This is a genomic window from Nocardioides potassii (assembly GCF_021648885.1).
GTDB lineage: Bacteria > Actinomycetota > Actinomycetes > Propionibacteriales > Nocardioidaceae > Nocardioides > Nocardioides potassii.
In genome coordinates this window covers 309783-327834 of sequence record NZ_JAKJHZ010000009.1, presented here as the reverse complement: position 1 = coordinate 327834, position 18052 = coordinate 309783, and the positions used below count along the sequence as shown (strand labels likewise).

Here is an 18052-nt window from a genome sequence, read left to right as displayed (position 1 = left end):
GACCCGCCGTGACCCACCCCGCACCCCCGCACGCCACGTCGTACCCGATCGCCCAGCTCGAGCGACGGTTCACGGCGTTCGCCGTCGACCGCATGCTGGCCTGGGGCCTGCTCGCCGTGGTCGGGATCGTCACCGCGATGTTCGTCTCCGACGACGTCTGGACGGTGGTCGGCGTGGTCGGCGGCGCGGTCGTGGTCCTCTGGCTGGCCTTCTCCGTCGCGCTCGGCGTCAGCGGCAGCTCGCCCGGCAAGGCGATGTCGGGCCTGCGGGTCGTCCACCACGGCACCGGTACGCCGATCGGCGTCGGGCCGGCCCTGCTGCGCTCGCTCGTGCTCGGCGTGGCCGGCCTGCCCACCTTCGGCCTCGGGCTCGCCACCCTGGCCTGGACGGCGGTCGAGGACCGCACCCGCCAGCGCCGCGGCTGGCACGACCACCTGGCCCACACGGTCGTGGTCGACGTACGCCCCGTCGTCGAGGTCGCCGAGGAGGAGGACGAGGGCCCGCGCCACATCGTCAACCTCACCGCCATGCGGCTCGTGCCCGCTCCGCCCGTCGAGGTCGTCAGGACGCCCGAGCGCTCCGAGCAGTCCATGCGTCGCCAGCAGCTGCCGCCGGAGGTGGTGCAGCCGCCGGCCGCGCCCGCGGCCCCGGCCCACAGGTCCTCCCCGCAGCAGGCCCCGCCCCCGCAGCTCGCCCCGCAGCGTCCGACGCAGCCGCCCGCCCAGCCGGTCCGGGCCCAGCGGTGGCGCGTGCACTTCGACAACGGGGAGAGCTTCGTGGTCGCCGGCCTCGCACTGGTCGGCCGGCGCCCCGAGGCCCGCAACGGCGAGGTGGTCGCGCACCTCGTCCCGCTGCAGTCGGCCGACATGTCGGTGTCGAAGACCCACGCCCAGTTCGGCCCCGCGCCCGACGGCACGATCGTGGTCATGGACCGCGGGTCGACCAACGGCACGATCCTGGTGCGCCAGGGCGTGTCACGACAGCTCTCACCCGGGAAGCCGGCCGCGCTGCTGCACGGGGACAAGGTCGTCTACGGCGACCGCGAGATGGTCGTGACCCGCGAGGCCTGACAGGAGCGAGCGCGCAGCGGTGCAGGATGACCCCGTGCCGTCCTTCCTCGACCTGCTCTACGACGAGGCGCCGCTCGCCGCCTTCGACGAGCACCTCGCGCAGGCCGAGCGTGGGCTGGGGGAGGAGGACGCCGCCGCGCTCCGCTCGGAGTACGACGTCGCCCTCCGGCTGCGCGACCTGATCACCCGGATGCGCTCGCGCGAGGCCGAGCTGTCGGCGCTCTACGAGACGGCCTCCGACCTCACCGCGATCCGCGACGTCGACACGATCCTCGCCGCCATCGTGCGCAGGGCGCGGCAGCTGCTGCACTGCGACATGACCTACCTCTCGCTCAACGACGAGTCGGACGGCGCGTCCTACATGAAGGTGACCGACGGCGCGCTCACCCGCGAGTTCCAGAACCTCCGGCTGCCGCTCGGGACCGGGCTGCTCGGCCTGGTCGCCCAGACCGGCGCGGCCTACTTCACCGAGGACTACGCCACGGACGAGCGGTTCGTGCACCAGGGCTACATCGACGAGGCGGTGGCCGGCGAGCAGATCCGGGCGATCCTCGGGGTGCCGCTCGTGCTCGACGGCGTGGTGATCGGTGCGCTGCTCGCGGTGCACCGGTCCGTGCGGCGCTTCCCCCAGGCCGAGGTCAGCCTGTTGACCTCGTTCGCAGCCCACGCGGTGGTCGCGCTCGAGAACGCCCGCCTCTTCGCCGAGCTCGACGAGGCCAACCGGTCGCTGACCCGCCACACCGAGGCCGTCGACGCGGCCGCGCTCGCCCACGACCGGCTCACCGACGTGCTCATCGGCGGAGGTGGCGTGGCCGACGTGACCGAGGTGCTGTCCGTGGTGCTCGACGCGGCCGTGTCGGCGTGGACCCCCACGGGCGAGCTCGAGGCGGGGGAGGACCCCGGCCTGGCCTGGAGCGAGGCGGTCGCCGCCGCCGTGACGTCTGGCCGCTCGGTGGAGGTCGACGGTGGCTTGGTCGCCGCCGCGCTCGCCGGCACCGAGCACGTCGCGACGCTCGTCGTACGACGCGAGGCCCCGCTCGACCTCGCCGGTCGCCGGACGCTCGAGCGAGGCGCCCTGGTCACCGCCCTCGTCCTCCTCTTCGCCCGTTCCGTCGCCGATGCCGAGGAGCGGCTGGGCGGCCAGCTCCTGGCGGACCTGCTCGAGCCGGGAGCCGGGTCCCGCGACCGGCTCCGTGACCGCGTACGACGACACAGCGCCAGCCTCGACGGGCCGCTGGTCGTGGCCGCGGTGGCGGTCGACGGCGCCGACCCGCACCGTGCCGGCCGGGCGGCCCTGGGCCTCGCGCGTCGCCTGTCCGGGCTCGCGGGCGAGCACCGCGGCGTAGTCGTCGCGGTGGTGCCCGGTGACGACGCGCGTCAGGTCGGGGGCGACCTCCAGGCCGCCATCGCCGCTGCGGGCGGCCGGGCGACCGTCGGCCTCGCGGCCACGGACGACACGCTGGGCCACGACCGGCTGGTCGACGCCCATTCCGAGGCGCGGCGGTGCCTGGACACGCTGCTCCGCCTGGGCCGGGTCGGCGAGGTGAGCGACCCGGCGGGCCTGGGTGTCGCCCGGCTGCTGCTGGGCGACAACGGCCCGGAGCACGTCGCCGCGTTCGTCGACACGATGATCGGGCCGGTGCGCGAGTGGGACCAACGCCGGGGGACCGGTCTGGTCGACACGCTGGAGGCGTGGTTCGCCAGCGGCGGGCGGCTCAAGGAGACGGCGACGGCGCTGCACGTCCACCCCAACACGGTCACCCAGCGGCTCGACCGGGTCGGCGAGCTGCTCGGTGACGGGTGGCGCGAGCCGGCACGCTCGCTCGACCTCCAGCTCGCCCTGCGCCTGGTGCGGTTGCGCGACGGCTGACCGCCACAGGTGTGGCGGTGCCACACGTCCGCGCGTCAAGTGTGGGTCCTCCGGCCATGTGCCGTCCGTCACTCCGCTCCCTACGGTGAGGCGCATGACCTCCTACGACGGACGACGCGCCCTCGTCACCGGCGCCGCCAGCGGCATCGGCGCGGCGGTGGCCACCCGGCTCGCCGAGGGCGGCGCCGACGTCCACCTGCTCGACCGCGACGAGGAGGGCGTGGCCAAGGTCGCGGCGCAGGTGCACGGCACCCCGCACGTCGTCGACCTGACCGACGAGTCCGCCATCGCCGCGCTCGACCTCGACGTCGACATCCTCGTCAACAACGCCGGCATCCAGCACGTGGCGCCCGTCGAGGACTTCGACCCCGAGCGGTTCCGCACGATCCACGCGCTCATGCTCCACGCCCCGTTCCTGCTCGCCCGTCGCGTCCTGCCCGGCATGTACGCCCGCGGCTGGGGTCGGCTGGTCCACGTCTCCAGCGTCCACGGCCACCGGGCGTCGGCGTACAAGTCGGCCTACGTCAGTGCCAAGCACGGTCTTGAGGGCCTCTCGAAGGTCCTGGCGCTCGAGGCGGCTGACAAGGGCGTCACCAGCAACACCGTCTGCCCGGGCTACGTCCGCACCCCGCTCGTGGAGGGCCAGCTCGCCGACCAGGCCCGCAGCCACGGCATCGCCGAGGACGAGGTGCTCGACACCGTCCTCCTGGCCCGGACGCCGGTGCGCCGGCTCGTCGAGCCCGAGGAGGTCGCCGAGGCCGTGGCGTTCCTCTGCGGACCCGCCGCGACCTCCATCACCGGATCCTCGCTGCTGCTCGACGGTGGCTGGACCGCCGCCTGACCGCTCGACCAGCCCATCGGTCGCCACGACCACCCAGCTCGCCACCGCCCCTCGATGAAAGGCACGTCCATGACCACCGACACCTCGCCCACGACCGGGACCGGTGCGACCACTGCGTCGCCCGGGCGCACCCCCATCGTCAAGGTCGTCTTCGCCTCCCTCATCGGCACCGCCGTCGAGTGGTACGACTTCTTCCTCTACGGATCGGCCGCCGCACTCGTCTTCGGCACGCTGTTCTTCCCCGAGAGCGAGCCGGCCACCGCCACGCTGCTCGCCTTCGGCACCTACGCCCTCGGCTTCGTCGCGCGGCCGCTCGGTGGCGTGGTCTTCGGTCACTTCGGCGACAAGGTCGGGCGCAAGAAGATGCTCGTCTTCTCGCTGTTCCTCATGGGCGTCGCGACCTTCGCGATCGGCCTGCTGCCGACGTACGCCTCCATCGGTGTCGCCGCGCCGCTCCTGCTGCTGGCCTGCCGGCTGGTCCAGGGCTCCGCGGTCGGAGGCGAGTGGGGCGGCGCGGTCCTGATGGCCGCCGAGCACGGTGACGACTCGCAGCGCGGCTTCTGGTCCTCGTGGCCGCAGGCCGGCGTCGCGCTCGGCAACCTCTTCGCCACCGGCGTCCTCTGGGTGCTTGCCGCGGTGCAGTCCGACACGGCCTTCGAGTCGTGGGGGTGGCGCGTGCCGTTCCTGCTGAGCGCCGTCCTCGTCGCCGTCGGGTTGTGGGTCCGCCTCTCGATCGAGGAGTCCCCGGTCTTCGCCGACGCCAAGGCCGAGCTCGAGACCAAGGAGTCCGCTCACCTGCCGCTGGTCGAGGTGTTCCGGAAGTACCCCCGCGAGGTCTTCGTCGCGATGGGCATGCGGATGGCGGAGAACATCTCCTACTACCTGTTCACCGTCATCTCGATCTCGTTCCTCACGCTGTACGCCGGCACGGCCGACGACAAGTCGCTGATCCTCAAGGCGCTGCTGATCGGCTCGGTCGTGCACTTCGTGACCATCCCGTTGGTCGGCGCCCTCAGCGACCGGGTCGGGCGCCGTCCGCTGTACCTCGCCGGTGCCGTGGGCGTCGCCGCGTGGTCGTGGGTCTTCTTCGACCTGATCGCCTCGCGCTCGGAGGGCAGGATCATCCTCGCGATCTGCGTCGGCCTGGTCCTGCACGCGCTGATGTACTCCCCGCAGGCGGCCTTCTTCTCCGAGCTGTTCGGCACCTCGGTGCGCTACACCGGCGCCTCGGTGGGCTACCAGCTCGCGTCGATCTTCGCCGGGGCGCTCGCCCCGATCATCGCGATCGACCTGCTGGGCAAGGCGAGCGACGGCACCGAGAACGTCGGCAGGGTGGCGATCTACATGACGATCGCCTCGGTGATCACGGTCGTCGCCGTCCTCTTCGCCAAGGAGACCCGCGCGACGTCGCTGCGCCACGACCGCGTGCTCGGCGACTGAGCCCACCCACCACGGCACGGGCCGTCGTCCCTCGGGGCGGCGGCCCGTCGGCGTCAGCGGGTCAGTGCCACCGGGACGCGCAGGACGCCGCCGCGGGCGCCGAGCCAGACGAGCTCGCCGTCGTCGAGCCGGCCGGGCGTGGTCGGGCCGGTCACCGTGACGGTGAACCTGGCCGACTGACCCGGCGCGAGGCGTACGGCGAGGGGCTGCACGCTGACGCGGTGCGTGGTGAAGCCGCGGGCGGTGACCGAGAAGTACTCCGGCCGGCTGCCGACGTTGGTCAGGGTCCGCACGGCTGTGCCGCGGCGGGCCGGGAGCAGGAGCGAGCCGGTGTCGAGGTCGGCGAGGTCGTGGCGGCGCAGCGCACGGCGCCAGGCCCGCGTCGGCACGTCGAGTGCCAGGTGGGCGGTGGGCGCGCGGCTCGGGAGCGCACCCGCGCCCTGCTGCAGCACCGAGGACCCCGGGACCGGTCGCGCCGACCCGACGACGAGCGAGCGGACGACGGACGCCGGCCAGTCGTGCTCGCCCAGCACGAGGGCGGCCAGGCCACTGGCGTGGGCGGTGGCCGCGGAGCTGCCGCTGAACACGCCCCACGTGCGCCCGGACGCCTCGGGGAGGGCGCCGAGGACGGCGTCGGCGTCGGCGACCGCGTCGGGCTTGACCGACGGGCCGCGCGGGTCGCCCGACGCGCTCCACGGCGCGGTGCGCCGGGTGCCGGGCTCGCCGCTGGCGCGCGAGATCCGCACCCTGGCGCCCGGGTGCGCCGCCACCCAGCGGGTGAGGTCGCGGCCCGCGGTGGCGGAGAGGTGGACGGTCGGGACGGCGTGGAAGTCAGCGGTCACCGAGCCCGGACGGAGGTTCACCAGCACCATCGCGCGACCGCCGGCGAGCGCGACGCTGTCGGACTTGTCGATGCGGCCGATGCCGCCGCGCCGGCACACGACGACCCGGTCGGCGACCAACCGCGGGTCGAGCGCACCGCTGCGGCACTGGCCGGCCGCGCGCCGGGACACCCCGGGCGCCGCGGCGTCCTGCGCCAGCACGACGCGACCGCGGACGGCCACCGGCCGGCCCCCGCCCGTGAACGAGCGCCCGCCGGGGACGGTGACCACGCCGCGCGCCAGGCGGCCCACTGCCGAGCCGACGGTGGTCACCCACGGCGACGCGTGGGCGGCGTACGACGTCCCGCCGGAGTTGCCGGCCGCCCCGACCACCACGATGTCGGCCTCGGCGGCGCCGAGCAGGGCGCGCTGGAGGGTGTCGATGCCGTCGCCACCGGCGAGCGCGAGGTTGAGCACGTCGACGTGGTCGGCCACCGCGGCGTCGACCGCGGACACGACGTCGGCCGTCGAGCAGCCGTCGTCGGCCGGGTCGGGGGCGCCCCAGCACGCCTTGTAGGCGGCGACCCGCGCCTGCGGCGCCACACCGCCGAACTGACCGGCGTCGCGGCCGTCGACCCGCACGCTCACGCCGGCGTTGCCCGCGGCGACCGAGGAGACCTGCGTGCCGTGGCCGAGGACGTCGCGGGGCGACAGCGACTCCGAGGAGCGGACCCGGTCGGTCCCGAAGCCGGCGGCGAACCACCGCGCTCCGACGACCTTGCGGGTGCAGTCGTCCGCCGTCCAGCCGTCACCCTCGGCGCAGGCGCCGGCGAAGTGCTGCGGGTCGGCGCCGAGGCCGGGGACGTCGGCGAAGGCGGGTGAGTCGGGGGAGATGCCGGAGTCGACCACGCCGATGACCACGCCGGCGCCACCGCGCAGCCGTGGGCTCGCCGAGGCGCCGCGGACGGTCGCGAGCGACGTACGACCGGCGAGCGGGCGCACCTCGTCGGGCTCGATCACCGCGACGCCGGGCTGGTCGTCCAGGACGGCGACCTGGGCGGCGGAGAGGGGGAGTGCGAAGCCGTTGAGGGCGGTGGTCCAGCGGTAGACGGGTTCCTCGGCGCCGATGGCCGCGAGCACCGCGTCCTGCCGGGCGAGGAGGTCGGCCGTCTCGCGGGTGCCGGCCGAGGTGCCGGGGCCCTGGAGGGTGACCAGCGTCAGCGACCGGGGAGTCGTGGTGTCGGGGGCGTCCTCGGCCAGCGCGACGCCCGGGGCCGACAGGGTGACGCCGAGCGCGAGCAGGCCGCCGCCCACGATCCGCCCCACGCGTCGTCCCCGCACGGTCCCCGCCTCCATGCCCTCGTCGTCCTGTTCCCCGAACCGCCCATGATCGCAGCCGCACCGACGACTGACAAAGCTCCCCCGTCACAACCCGTTGGTGGGCGTGAGCACGCGACGCCTATCCTTTGCCCGCGCCCGCGGTCAGCGGGCCGCGAGGACCGGAACAGGTGGGAGACGGCCGTGCCCAGTGGCAAGGTGAAGTGGTTCGACGTGGACAAGGGCTTCGGCTTCCTGTCGCAGGAGGACGGCCCGGACGTCTACGTCCACTCCGACGCGCTCCCCGAGGGCACCACCGCCCTCAAGGCCGGCACGAAGGTCGAGTTCGGCATCGCCCAGGGTCGCCGCGGCGACCAGGCGCTGCAGGTGCGGATCGTCGACGCGCCCGCCTCGGTCAGCCGCAACCAGCGCAACGCCCAGCGCAAGAAGCCCGAGGCGATGGTCACCATCGTCGAGGACCTCATCAAGATGCTCGAGGGCGTCGAGGAGGGCTACCGCCACGGCCGGCACCCCGAGCGCAACGCCGCCCGCGGCACCGCGAAGGTGCTCCGAGCGCTCGCCGACGAGCTCGAGCTCTAGCTCGCGGCAGCCCGAGCCGGCACGGGCCGTTGCGGCCGAGGCCGGCTGACCAGCACGAACGTCGCCCACGCGCCCAGCACGGCGGCCGCGATGCCGAGACCTAGCTGGGGGTTGAGCGGGATCGCGATGCCGACGAAGCCGCCGATCACCCAGGCCAGCTGCAGCGTGGTGTCCGAGCGGGCGAAGGCGCTCGCCTGGGTGCGGCTCGGGATGTCGCGCTGGATCGTGGAGTCGAGCGAGAGCTTGGCCAGCGCCTGCGACAGGCCGGCCGTCAGCCCGAGCAGCGCCAGGGCGACCGGGCCGTAGAACAGCGCTGCCACCACCGCCACCGCGGTGTCGGCCAGCAGCGCCAGGACGACGGTGACCGACGGGCTCAACCGCCTGAGCAACGAGCCGATGGTGATGCCGAGCGTGTTACCGAGGCCGGCAGCGCCGATCACGAGGCCCAGCAGGACCTCGGGCCTCCAGCCCTCGATGGGGTTCTCGCGGAGCAGGAACGCCATGAACATGACGAGGAAGCCCGAGAGCCAGCGCGGGCCGCAGTTGGAGCGCAGCGCGAACGCCACCGCGGCGGGGATCCGCGTCCTCGCCCTGCGGCTGCCCCGGGCGACCTCGGTCTCCCCGGTCAGCGTCAGCTCGCCCTCGCCGTGGCTGGCGTCGACCTTCTCCGGCAGCCGGATCGCCCAGATCGTGGCGAGCACGAAGATCACGAAGCCGTAGCGCAGCGACCACTCCGGGCCGAAGGTCGAGGCGAGGGCCGCGAGCGGTGCCGAGACGCCGGCGCCGACCACGCCCGCGAGCGAGACCCGGGCGTTGGCCTTGACGAGCGTCAGGTCGGGCGGGAGGAGGCGGGGGACCGCGGCGGCCCGGGTGACGCCGTAGGCCTTGGACGCGACCAGGCAGCCCAGCGCCGCCGGGAACAGCCACACGGACTCGGTGACCACGGCGGTGGCGAGGACCCAGCAGAGGAAGCCCCGGATCGCCATCGTCGAGCCGATCGCCCACCGGCGGCCGTGGCTGAAGCGGTCCAGGAACGGCCCGATCAGCGGCGCGACGATCGCGAAGGGCAGCATCGTCAGGGCGAGGAAGAGCGCGACCTGGCCGCGGGCCTCGCCCGTCGGGACCGAGAAGAAGAGGGTGCCGGCGAGCGAGATGGTGACGGCCGCGTCGCCGGCGGCGTTGAAGGCGTGCAGCTCGATGAGGCGCGAGAGCCCCGAGTCGCCGGCGCCCTCCGCCCGTGCCGCGCGCCGCGCCTGGGTGACGGCGAACTGGCCGGCGGTGCCGGCCCCGCGGCCGGCGACCCGGGCGCCCCGGCCGGCGGCCCTGGCGCCGCGACCGGCGGCCCGCGCGCCCCGGCCGGCCCCGCGCGCCGCGCCCGCCAGCGAACGTCGTACGGCACTCGGGCGCGGCGCCGACGAGGGCGGCGGAGGTGCCACGCGGTAGGGCTGGGTGTCCTCCCCGGGATCGGGCCCCGGGGCCTGCTCCGACGCCTGCCCCGGTGCGGGGTCGGGTCGGTCGCTGGTCACGGGGACCATCTTGGACCACCCGCCCGACAGCACGGTGGCGCCGTACCGGGCCGGGGTGCCGACGGGACACGACCGCGCACCATTTGCCATGATGGCGCCGTGATCGCTCTCCCGACCCGCTCCGGCAAGCCGGACTCGGTCCTCGCCAAGGCCGTCGACCTCGCACGCAGCGTCGTGCTCGAGGCCGCCGACGGCGACGAGGTGGGCGAGCACCTCGGTGCGTACGCCGAGGGGGAGCGGGTCGTCACGCACCACTTCGCCTGCACCACGCCGGGCTATCCCGGCTGGCACTGGTCGGTCACCCTCACCCGCGCCAAGCGCGGCAAGGACCTCACTGTCAACGAGGTCGTGCTGCTGCCCGGCGACGAGGCGATCGTGGCGCCGGCGTGGGTGCCCTACAAGGAGCGCCTCCAGCCCGGCGACCTCTCTCCCGGCGACCTGCTGCCGGTCGAGGACGAGGACCCCCGGCTGGTGCCGACCTACCTCGTCGGCGACGACCCGCTGGACGACGACGACCGCGCCCAGGTACGCCGCGTCGCGCAGGAGCTCGGCCTCGGCCGGGTCCGCACCCTGAGCCGCGAGGGCCTCGACATGGCCGCCGAGCGCTGGCACGCCGGCAGCGGCGGCCCCGACGCACCTCTCGCGAAGAGCGCCCCGGACCAGTGCTGGTCGTGCGGCTTCCTGGTGAGGCTCAACGGCTCGCTCGCCGACCGCTTCGGCGTCTGCGCCAACGGGAACGCCAACGACGACGGCAGGGTCGTCACCGTCGACCACGGCTGCGGCGCCCACTCCGAGGTCAAGCTCGCGCGCAAGCAGCAGCCGCTGCCGATGCCCGAGCATGCCTTCGACACGCTCACCGACGACGACCTCGAGTCGCTCTAGTCCCTCTAGTCCCTCTAGTCCCTCGCCAGCACCCAGACGGCGTACTCGTCGTTCGCCTCGTGCAGCTCGTAGCTGCCGAAGCGGTGCACGACCCGCAGCCCCGCGGCGCTCGCGTCCGCGACGAACTCGTCGGGCGGGTAGGTGCGGCTGCCGGCCTTGACGGCGGTGAGGTGGAAGCCGACCACCGCGCGCCCCTCCGGGGCGAGCAGCTCGCGGACCCGGGCCAGGACGCGCCGCTCGGTGTCCTCGCCGACGTAGACCATGACGTTGCCGACGACCGCGACGACGTCGAACTCGCCGACCTCCGCCGGGTCGAGGGCGAGTGCCTCGTGGGGGAGCACCGCGAGCTCGGGGTACGTCGCCTCGGACTGCGCGCGCAGGACGGCGTCCGGCTCCGTCGCGGTCACCCGGTGCCCGCGCGCCTGCAGCGCCGCCGCGACCCGGCCCATCCCGGACCCGACGTCGAGGACCCGTGCGCCCCGAGGTGCGATCGCGTCGAGCAGCCGGGCCTCGCCGTCGACGTCGGCACCCTCGGCGACCCGCTGCGCGAAGGTCTCGCCGTAGCCGCGGTTGCGGTCGCCGGCGAGCTCCCAGCGGGTCGGCGGCAGGCTCATCCGGCGATCCGACGACCGGCCCGCTGGGCCGCACGCTCCTTGCGACGGCGGCGGCAGTACTCCAGGCCGCACAGGCCGAGCCCGAAGCCGGCCAGGCAGGTCCAGAGCCACCACGTGCGACCGCTGTCCTGAAGCGTGCCCCAGAAGGGGAGGAGCCCGATGAACCCCAGCAGCCACAGGGCGGTGCCGACCTCGGTCGTGCGGACGCCGTCGACGTCGAGCGGCTCGACCTGCGCGACGATGTAGGTGCGGTTGCCGATCTCGTGCGTCATCGGCTGCTCGTCGCCCAGGTCCACGCGGTCACGCTACAACGCTGCGGTGAGACGAAACACGCACGTCACACCGCTCTGCCACACTGCGGTTCCGTGAGCGACGACACCACCACGACCCGACCCACTCCGAAGGCCTCCGGCCTCGACGGCTTCTTCCGCATCACCGAGCGAGGCTCCAGCGTCAGCAGTGAGGTTCGCGGCGGCGTCGTGACCTTCCTGACGATGGCCTACATCATCGTGCTGAACCCGCTGATCCTGGGCTTCGTCCCGGACTCGACGGGTGCCTACCTCGGCGGCGGCACCGGTGACGGGTCCAACCTGCCGGTCATCGCTGCCGGCACGGCTCTGGTCGCAGGCGTGCTGACGATCCTGATGGGGGCCGTCGCGAACTTCCCGCTGGCGCTCGCCACGGGTCTCGGGCTCAACGCCTTCGTCGCCAACGCCATCGCGACCCGGTCGACCTGGGAGGACGCGATGGGCCTCATCGTCCTCGAGGGCATCATCATCCTGGCGCTCGTGCTGACCGGCTTCCGCAAGGCGGTCTTCCACGCGGTGCCGCAGCAGCTCAAGGTCGCGATCTCGGTCGGGATCGGCCTCTTCATCGCGCTGATCGGGTTCGTCGACGCAGGCTTCGTGACGCGCATCCCGGACGCCTTCAAGACGACCGTCCCGGTCCAGCTCGGCAACGGCGGCACCCTGACCGGCTGGCCGGTGCTGGTCTTCGCGATCGGCGTCGTGCTGATCGTCGCCCTGTGGGTCCGCGGCGTGCGGGGCGCGATCCTCATCTCGATCATCGCGACGACCGTGCTGGCGTTCGTCGTCCAGGCGGTCCTCGGCCTCGGCGCGGCGTCGCAGGAGGGCCCGGGCAACTGGGCGCTCAACGTCCCGGAGCTCAACGGCGTGGTCGACGTACCCGACTTCGGCACCGTCGGCGACTTCTCGCTGTTCGGCGCCTTCTCCTCCGTGGGCTTCCTCGCCGCCCTGCTCCTCGCCTTCACCCTCCTGCTGGCCGACTTCTTCGACACGATGGGCACGATGACCGCGATCGGCGCGGAGGCCGGGCTCAACGACGAGGAGGGCATCCCGCCCAACTCCCAGCGGATCCTCATCGTGGACTCCGTCGCGGCGATGGCCGGCGGCGCAGCGGGCGTCTCGTCCAACACCTCCTACATCGAGTCGGCCTCCGGCGTCGGCGAGGGCGCGCGCACCGGTCTCGCGTCGGTCGTCACCGGCGTGCTCTTCCTGCTCTCGACCTTCTTCGCACCGCTGGTCGAGGCGATCCCGTCCGAGGCGGCCGTCCCGGCACTGGTCCTCGTCGGCTTCCTGATGATGCAGCAGGTCAAGGGCATCGACTGGGACGACCTCGAGATCGCCATCCCGGCCTTCCTCACGATCGTGCTGATGCCGTTCACCTACTCGATCAGCGTCGGCATCGGCGCCGGCTTCCTCGCCTACGTGCTGATCAAGCTCGTCGTGGGCAAGGTGGGCGACGTCCACCCCCTGATGTGGATCGTCGCTCTGCTGTTCGTCGTCTACTTCGCGATCGCCCCGATCACCTCCTGGCTCACCTGACGGAATCGGCCCACCCCCGCCGGAGATCCCCTGAACGCGCAGGAGTCACCGCCTACGCGGTGAGTCCTGCACGGATTGGCCGTAGCAACGGCCAAGGAGCGAGGGAGTCCCCGCTTCAGCGGTGAGTCCTGCCACCCGGAATAGTTAGCACAGGTAATGAGTTATGCTAACGACATGCCGACCACCGACCTCCGCACCGACGCCGGGCTCGCCTCCGAGCTCCGGGCCGGTGTCATGCGTCTGCGCCGCCGACTCGTCGCGGAGCGCGACCCCGGCAACGACCTGAGCATCCCGCAGATGGTCGTGCTCGGACTGCTCGTGCGGTTGGGCGACCAGACCGTCGGCGAGCTCGCCCGCGCCGAGCGGGTGCAGCCGCCGTCGATGACCCGGACGGTCAACTGCCTCGAGGGCGACGGCTACGTCGTACGACGTCCGCACGAGACCGACGGCCGGCAGGTCGTCGTGTCGCTGACCGAGGCCGGTCGTGCGGCCGTGCTCGCCGACCGGCAGCGCCGCGACGCCTGGCTCTCGCAGCAGCTCTCCCGCCTCACGCCCGCCGAGCGGGCCACCCTCCGCGAGGCGGCGCCGATCCTGGCCCGGCTCGCCACCACTGACTGAACCACTGACCGCAGACGACCGAGGAGTCACCACGAGTCCCACGTTCCGTTCCCTCGCGAATCCCAACTACCGCCGCTACGCCGCCGGCGGCGTCGTGTCCAACACGGGCACCTGGATGCAGCGCGTCGCCCAGGACTGGCTGGTCCTCGAGCTGGCCGCCGGCTCCGGCGCCACCGCGCTCGGCATCACGACGGGGTTGCAGTTCCTTCCCTTCCTGCTGCTCACGCCCGTCGCCGGCCTCGTCGCCGACCGGGTGCCCAAGCAGCGGCTGCTCCAGCTCACCAACCTCGGCATGGCGCTGCCCGCCCTGGTCCTCGGCGTGCTCGCCGTGACCGGGACGGCCGAGGTGTGGCACGTCTACGTCCTCGCCCTGCTGCTCGGCGCGGCCTCAGCGTTCGACGCGCCCGCGCGCCAGTCGTTCGTCTCCGAGATCGTCGACCCGGGCGACCTGACCAACGCCGTCGGCCTCAACTCGGCGAGCTTCAACGCCGCCCGCCTCGTCGGCCCCGGCCTGGCCGGCCTGCTCATCGCCGCGCTCGGCGGGGGAGCGGTCGCGACCGGGTGGGTCATCCTGCTCAACGCGGTGTCGTACGCCGCCCCGATCTGGTCGCTGCGCCACCTCGACGTCAGCCGCATCGACGCCGCCGCCCCCGCCGACCGCGGCCCCGGCGCGATCCGCGAGGGCGTCGCCTACGTCCGTGCCCGCCCCGACCTGCTGCTCGTGCTGAGCCTGGTCTTCTTCGCCGGCACTTTCGGGCTCAACTTCCAGATCACCTCGGCGCTGATGGCGACCGAGGTATTCGGCAAGGGCCCCGAGGAGTTCGGCCTGCTCGGGTCGTTCCTCGCGATCGGCTCGCTCGCCGGGTCGCTGCTGGCCGCCCGTCGTCCCGAGGTGCGGCAGCGGCTGGTCGTCGGCGCCGCGATCGCCTTCGGCATCTCGGTCATGCTGGCCGGGCTGATGCCCTCCTACCTCACCTTCGCGCTGCTCGCGCCGGTCACCGGCCTCACCGCGCTGACGTTCATCACCAGCGCCAACACCTACATGCAACTGCACACCGACGCGGGCGTCCGCGGCCGGGTGATGGCGCTGTACCTGATGATCTTCATGGGTGGCACGCCCGTCGGCGCGCCGATCATCGGCTGGATCGGCCACGAGTACGGCGCCCGCTGGACGCTGCTCGGCGGCGGGCTGATGACGATCCTCGGGGTTGTGCTGTCTGCGATGATGTACCTGAGGCTCGAACGAGCCCGCAACGGACGGGTCGCCGCGCAGCCAGACACGGTCCGGGACGAGGTCGCTGACGACGTCCGGACGGCCCCTGCGGCGTTTTGACCCTGCCGGTGGGCCCCGAGTAGCCTCAATCCTTGTGTCTGGCACGCCCAGACCCCTGCGCATGCGCTGAACGGCCAGATCGGTTGGCCGGATCCGTCAGGCTGTTTGACAGGGACGTGGTCCTCGACCACGTAGGCACGTCGCTCCACCGCAACACACCCGAGTCCGGCAAGGCGCTGGACCGAGACGAGAGAACAGAGAGAGGGAACCACCCGGTGCCCACCATCAACCAGCTGGTCCGCAAGGGCCGCCAGGACAAGGTGTCGAAGTCCAAGACGCCTGCCCTGAAGGGATCCCCGCAGCGCCGTGGCGTCTGCACCCGCGTCTACACGACCACCCCGAAGAAGCCGAACTCCGCCCTCCGCAAGGTCGCCCGTGTGCGCCTGAGCAGCGGCGTCGAGGTCACCGCCTACATCCCGGGTGTCGGTCACAACCTGCAGGAGCACTCGATCGTGCTCGTGCGCGGCGGCCGTGTGAAGGACCTTCCCGGTGTCCGCTACAAGATCATCCGCGGCACGCTCGACACCCAGGGTGTCAAGAACCGCAAGCAGGCCCGCAGCCGCTACGGCGCGAAGAAGGAGAAGTAATGCCTCGCAAGGGTCCCGCGCCGAAGCGCCCCCTCGTCTCCGACCCCGTCTACGGCTCGCAGCTGGTCACCCAGCTCGTCTCGAAGGTGCTGCAGGACGGCAAGAAGGCCGTGGCGCAGCGCATCGTCTACACCGCTCTCGAGGGCTGCCGCGAGAAGACCGGCACCGACCCCGTCGTCACGCTCAAGCGCGCGATGGACAACGTCAAGCCGGCCATCGAGGTCAAGTCCCGCCGCGTCGGCGGCGCGACCTACCAGGTCCCCGTCGAGGTCAAGGCCAACCGCTCCACCACGCTGGCGCTGCGCTGGCTCGTGGGCTACGCGGCCGACCGCCGCGAGAAGACCATGGCCGAGCGCCTCATGAACGAGATCCTCGACGCCAGCAACGGCCTGGGTGCCGCTGTGAAGAAGCGCGAGGACACCCACAAGATGGCCGAGTCCAACAAGGCCTTCGCCCACTACCGCTGGTGACCTGAGCGGGGCTCCCGCCGGGAGCCCCGCCCCCACCAACACCCACCAACTCTTACGAGGGACTGAGACTTTCAGTGGCTGTCGACATCACCACCGACCTCAACAAGGTCCGCAACATCGGCATCATGGCGCACATCGATGCTGGCAAGACCACCACCACCGAGCGCATCCTCTTCTACACCGGCATCACCTACAAGATCGGTGAGGTCCACGAGGGTGGCGCCACGATGGACTGGATGGAGCAGGAGCAGGAGCGCGGCATCACCATCACGTCCGCCGCGACGACCTGCTGGTGGAAGAACCACCAGATCAACATCATCGACACCCCCGGCCACGTGGACTTCACCGCCGAGGTCGAGCGCTCGCTGCGCGTCCTCGACGGCGCCGTCGCGGTGTTCGACGGTGTTGCCGGTGTCGAGCCCCAGACCATGACGGTGTGGCGCCAGGCCAACAAGTACTCCGTCCCCCGCATGTGCTTCGTCAACAAGCTCGACCGCACGGGCGCGGACTTCTTCCGCTGCGTCGACATGATGGTCGAGCGCCTCAACTCCACCCCGCTCGTGCTCCAGCTGCCGATCGGCGCGGAGTCCGACTTCCTCGGTGTCGTCGACCTGGTCGGCATGCGTGCCCTCACCTGGCGCGGCGAGACCAAGATGGGTGAGGACTACGACGTCGAGGAGATCCCGGCCGAGATGGCCGAGCAGGCCGCGGAGTACCGCGAGAAGCTGCTCGAGACGCTCGCCGAGGCCGACGACGACATCATGGAGAAGTTCCTCGAGGAGGGTGAGTTCTCCGTCGAGGAGCTCGAGGCCGCGATCCGTCGCGCGACCCTCGCCGACAAGCTCAACCCCGTCCTCTGCGGCACCGCGTTCAAGAACAAGGGTGTCCAGCCCCTGCTCGACGCGGTCGTCAAGTACCTGCCCTCGCCGCTCGACATCGACGCGATCATCGGTCACTCGCCGCGCGACGAGGAGGAGCAGATCTCCCGCAAGCCGAGCGACGACGAGCCGTTCTCCGGCCTCGCCTACAAGATCGCCTCGGACCCGCACCTCGGCAAGCTGATCTACGTCCGCGTCTACTCGGGCAAGCTCGAGGCCGGCTCGACCGTGGTCAACTCGGTCAACGGCAAGAAGGAGCGGATCGGCAAGGTCTACCAGATGCACGCCAACAAGCGTGAGGAGATCGCGTCGGTCGGCGCCGGTCAGATCGTGGCGGTCATGGGCCTCAAGGACACCAAGACCGGTCACACGCTAAGCGACCCCAACAACCAGGTCGTCCTCGAGTCGATGACGTTCCCGGCCCCGGTGATCGAGGTCGCGATCGAGCCCAAGACCAAGGGTGACCAGGAGAAGCTCGGCACCGCGATCCAGCGGCTCTCCGACGAGGACCCGACCTTCACGGTCAAGACCGACGAGGAGACCGGCCAGACGATCATCGCCGGCATGGGCGAGCTCCACCTCGAGATCCTGGTCGACCGCATGAAGCGCGAGTTCCGCGTCGAGGCGACCGTCGGCAAGCCGCAGGTGGCCTACCGCGAGACCATCCGCAACAAGGTCGAGAACCACAGCTACACCCACAAGAAGCAGACCGGTGGTTCGGGCCAGTTCGCGAAGGTCGTCATCTCGCTCGAGCCCAACATCGACCCCGAGACCGGGACCGGTGCCGGCTACGAGTTCGTCAACAACGTCTCCGGTGGTCGCGTGCCCCGCGAGTACATCCCCTCGGTGGACCAGGGCGGCCAGGAGGCCATGGAGTTCGGCGTGCTCGCCGGCTACCCGATGGTCGACGTGAAGTTCTCGCTCGAGGACGGCGCCTACCACGACGTCGACTCGTCCGAGCTCGCGTTCAAGATCGCCGGCAACCAGTCCTTCAAGGAGGCTGCCCGCCGCGCGAAGCCGGTGCTGCTCGAGCCGATGTTCGCCGTCGAGGTGACCACCCCCGAGAGCTTCCTCGGCACGGTCATCGGTGACATCAACTCCCGCCGCGGCCAGATCCAGGCCCAGGAGGAGCGTCACGGCGACATGGTCGTCAACGCGCTTGTGCCCCTGTCGGAGATGTTCGGGTACGTTGGCGACCTGAGGTCGAAGACCTCCGGTCAGGCGTCGTACTCCATGGAGTTCGACTCGTACGCCGAGGTTCCCTCGAACATCGCCGAGGAGATCGTCAAGAAGGTCCGCGGCGAGTGATCGCCCCGGGACGCCGTCCCGGACAGCAGGCCA

16 protein-coding genes are annotated in these 18052 nt (G+C 72.2%); 12 read left to right on the top strand and 4 right to left on the bottom strand.

Annotated elements, in window-relative coordinates:
* The first annotated feature begins 8 nt into the window (after positions 1 to 8).
* The 4 genes from L2K70_RS15330 to L2K70_RS15315 all read left to right on the top strand — a co-directional run bounded on the left by L2K70_RS15330 (position 9) and on the right by L2K70_RS15315 (position 5221).
* Entirely contained in the window at positions 9 to 1070 is a 1062-nt protein-coding gene (locus L2K70_RS15330) for an RDD family protein (protein ID WP_236403095.1), read from the top strand.
* Between the two features lie 34 nt (positions 1071 to 1104).
* Entirely contained in the window at positions 1105 to 2940 is a 1836-nt protein-coding gene (locus L2K70_RS15325; protein ID WP_236403093.1) for a helix-turn-helix domain-containing protein, read from the top strand.
* Positions 2941 to 3034: 94 nt separating this feature from the next.
* Complete coding sequence (locus L2K70_RS15320) at positions 3035 to 3781, top strand: 3-hydroxybutyrate dehydrogenase (protein WP_236403091.1); 747 nt, start codon at positions 3035 to 3037, stop codon at positions 3779 to 3781.
* A 69-nt stretch (positions 3782 to 3850) separates the two neighbouring features.
* Positions 3851 to 5221, top strand: a complete 1371-nt coding sequence (locus L2K70_RS15315) for an MFS transporter (RefSeq protein WP_236403089.1) — start codon at positions 3851 to 3853, stop codon at positions 5219 to 5221.
* Between the two features lie 53 nt (positions 5222 to 5274).
* On the opposite strand, the gene L2K70_RS15310 is transcribed toward L2K70_RS15315, so the two are convergent.
* Positions 5275 to 7383 carry a S8 family serine peptidase gene (locus tag L2K70_RS15310; protein WP_236403087.1) on the bottom strand — a complete coding sequence of 703 codons (2109 nt, stop codon included), beginning with the start codon at positions 7381 to 7383 and terminating at the stop codon, positions 5275 to 5277.
* Between the two features lie 180 nt (positions 7384 to 7563).
* Between L2K70_RS15310 and L2K70_RS21425 the strand changes: the two genes are divergently transcribed.
* The gene (locus tag L2K70_RS21425) at positions 7564 to 7959 is read left to right on the top strand and encodes a cold-shock protein (protein WP_236403085.1); all 396 of its coding nucleotides are present in this window, start codon (positions 7564 to 7566) and stop codon (positions 7957 to 7959) included.
* On the opposite strand, the gene L2K70_RS15300 is transcribed toward L2K70_RS21425, so the two are convergent.
* On the bottom strand, positions 7956 to 9485 hold the full coding sequence (locus L2K70_RS15300) for an MFS transporter (protein WP_236403083.1): 1530 nt from the start codon (positions 9483 to 9485) through the stop codon (positions 7956 to 7958). The two genes, L2K70_RS21425 and L2K70_RS15300, sit on opposite strands and share 4 nt — an antisense overlap.
* Before the next feature lie 99 nt (positions 9486 to 9584).
* On the opposite strand from L2K70_RS15300, the gene L2K70_RS15295 reads away from it, so the two are divergent.
* Positions 9585 to 10367, top strand: a complete 783-nt coding sequence (locus tag L2K70_RS15295) for a DUF3027 domain-containing protein (protein WP_236403081.1) — start codon at positions 9585 to 9587, stop codon at positions 10365 to 10367.
* A gap of 14 nt (positions 10368 to 10381) precedes the next feature.
* Here the strand turns inward: L2K70_RS15295 and L2K70_RS15290 are convergent, their stop codons facing one another.
* Both L2K70_RS15290 and L2K70_RS15285 read right to left on the bottom strand, forming a co-directional pair.
* Complete coding sequence (locus L2K70_RS15290; RefSeq protein ID WP_236403079.1) at positions 10382 to 10981, bottom strand: class I SAM-dependent methyltransferase; 600 nt, start codon at positions 10979 to 10981, stop codon at positions 10382 to 10384.
* Complete coding sequence (locus L2K70_RS15285; RefSeq protein ID WP_236403078.1) at positions 10978 to 11277, bottom strand: DUF2530 domain-containing protein; 300 nt, start codon at positions 11275 to 11277, stop codon at positions 10978 to 10980. Before L2K70_RS15285 ends, L2K70_RS15290 begins: the two co-directional genes overlap by 4 nt.
* 69 nt (positions 11278 to 11346) lie before the next feature.
* Between L2K70_RS15285 and L2K70_RS15280 the strand changes: the two genes are divergently transcribed.
* From L2K70_RS15280 to fusA, 6 genes are all read left to right on the top strand, one after another.
* Positions 11347 to 12825: an NCS2 family permease gene (locus L2K70_RS15280; protein ID WP_236403077.1), complete on the top strand. Its 1479-nt coding sequence runs from the start codon at positions 11347 to 11349 to the stop codon at positions 12823 to 12825.
* A 174-nt stretch (positions 12826 to 12999) separates the two neighbouring features.
* Positions 13000 to 13443: a MarR family winged helix-turn-helix transcriptional regulator gene (locus tag L2K70_RS15275; protein WP_236403076.1), complete on the top strand. Its 444-nt coding sequence runs from the start codon at positions 13000 to 13002 to the stop codon at positions 13441 to 13443.
* The gene (locus L2K70_RS15270) at positions 13436 to 14776 is read left to right on the top strand and encodes an MFS transporter (RefSeq protein ID WP_308195833.1); all 1341 of its coding nucleotides are present in this window, start codon (positions 13436 to 13438) and stop codon (positions 14774 to 14776) included. Before L2K70_RS15275 ends, L2K70_RS15270 begins: the two co-directional genes overlap by 8 nt.
* 215 nt (positions 14777 to 14991) lie before the next feature.
* The gene (gene rpsL / locus L2K70_RS15265; protein WP_056599611.1) at positions 14992 to 15363 is read left to right on the top strand and encodes a 30S ribosomal protein S12; all 372 of its coding nucleotides are present in this window, start codon (positions 14992 to 14994) and stop codon (positions 15361 to 15363) included.
* Entirely contained in the window at positions 15363 to 15833 is a 471-nt protein-coding gene (gene rpsG / locus L2K70_RS15260) for a 30S ribosomal protein S7 (protein ID WP_056599614.1), read from the top strand. Before rpsL ends, rpsG begins: the two co-directional genes overlap by 1 nt.
* A 74-nt stretch (positions 15834 to 15907) precedes the next feature.
* Positions 15908 to 18019, top strand: a complete 2112-nt coding sequence (gene fusA, locus L2K70_RS15255; RefSeq protein ID WP_308195829.1) for an elongation factor G — start codon at positions 15908 to 15910, stop codon at positions 18017 to 18019.
* Positions 18020 to 18052 lie beyond the last annotated feature (33 nt).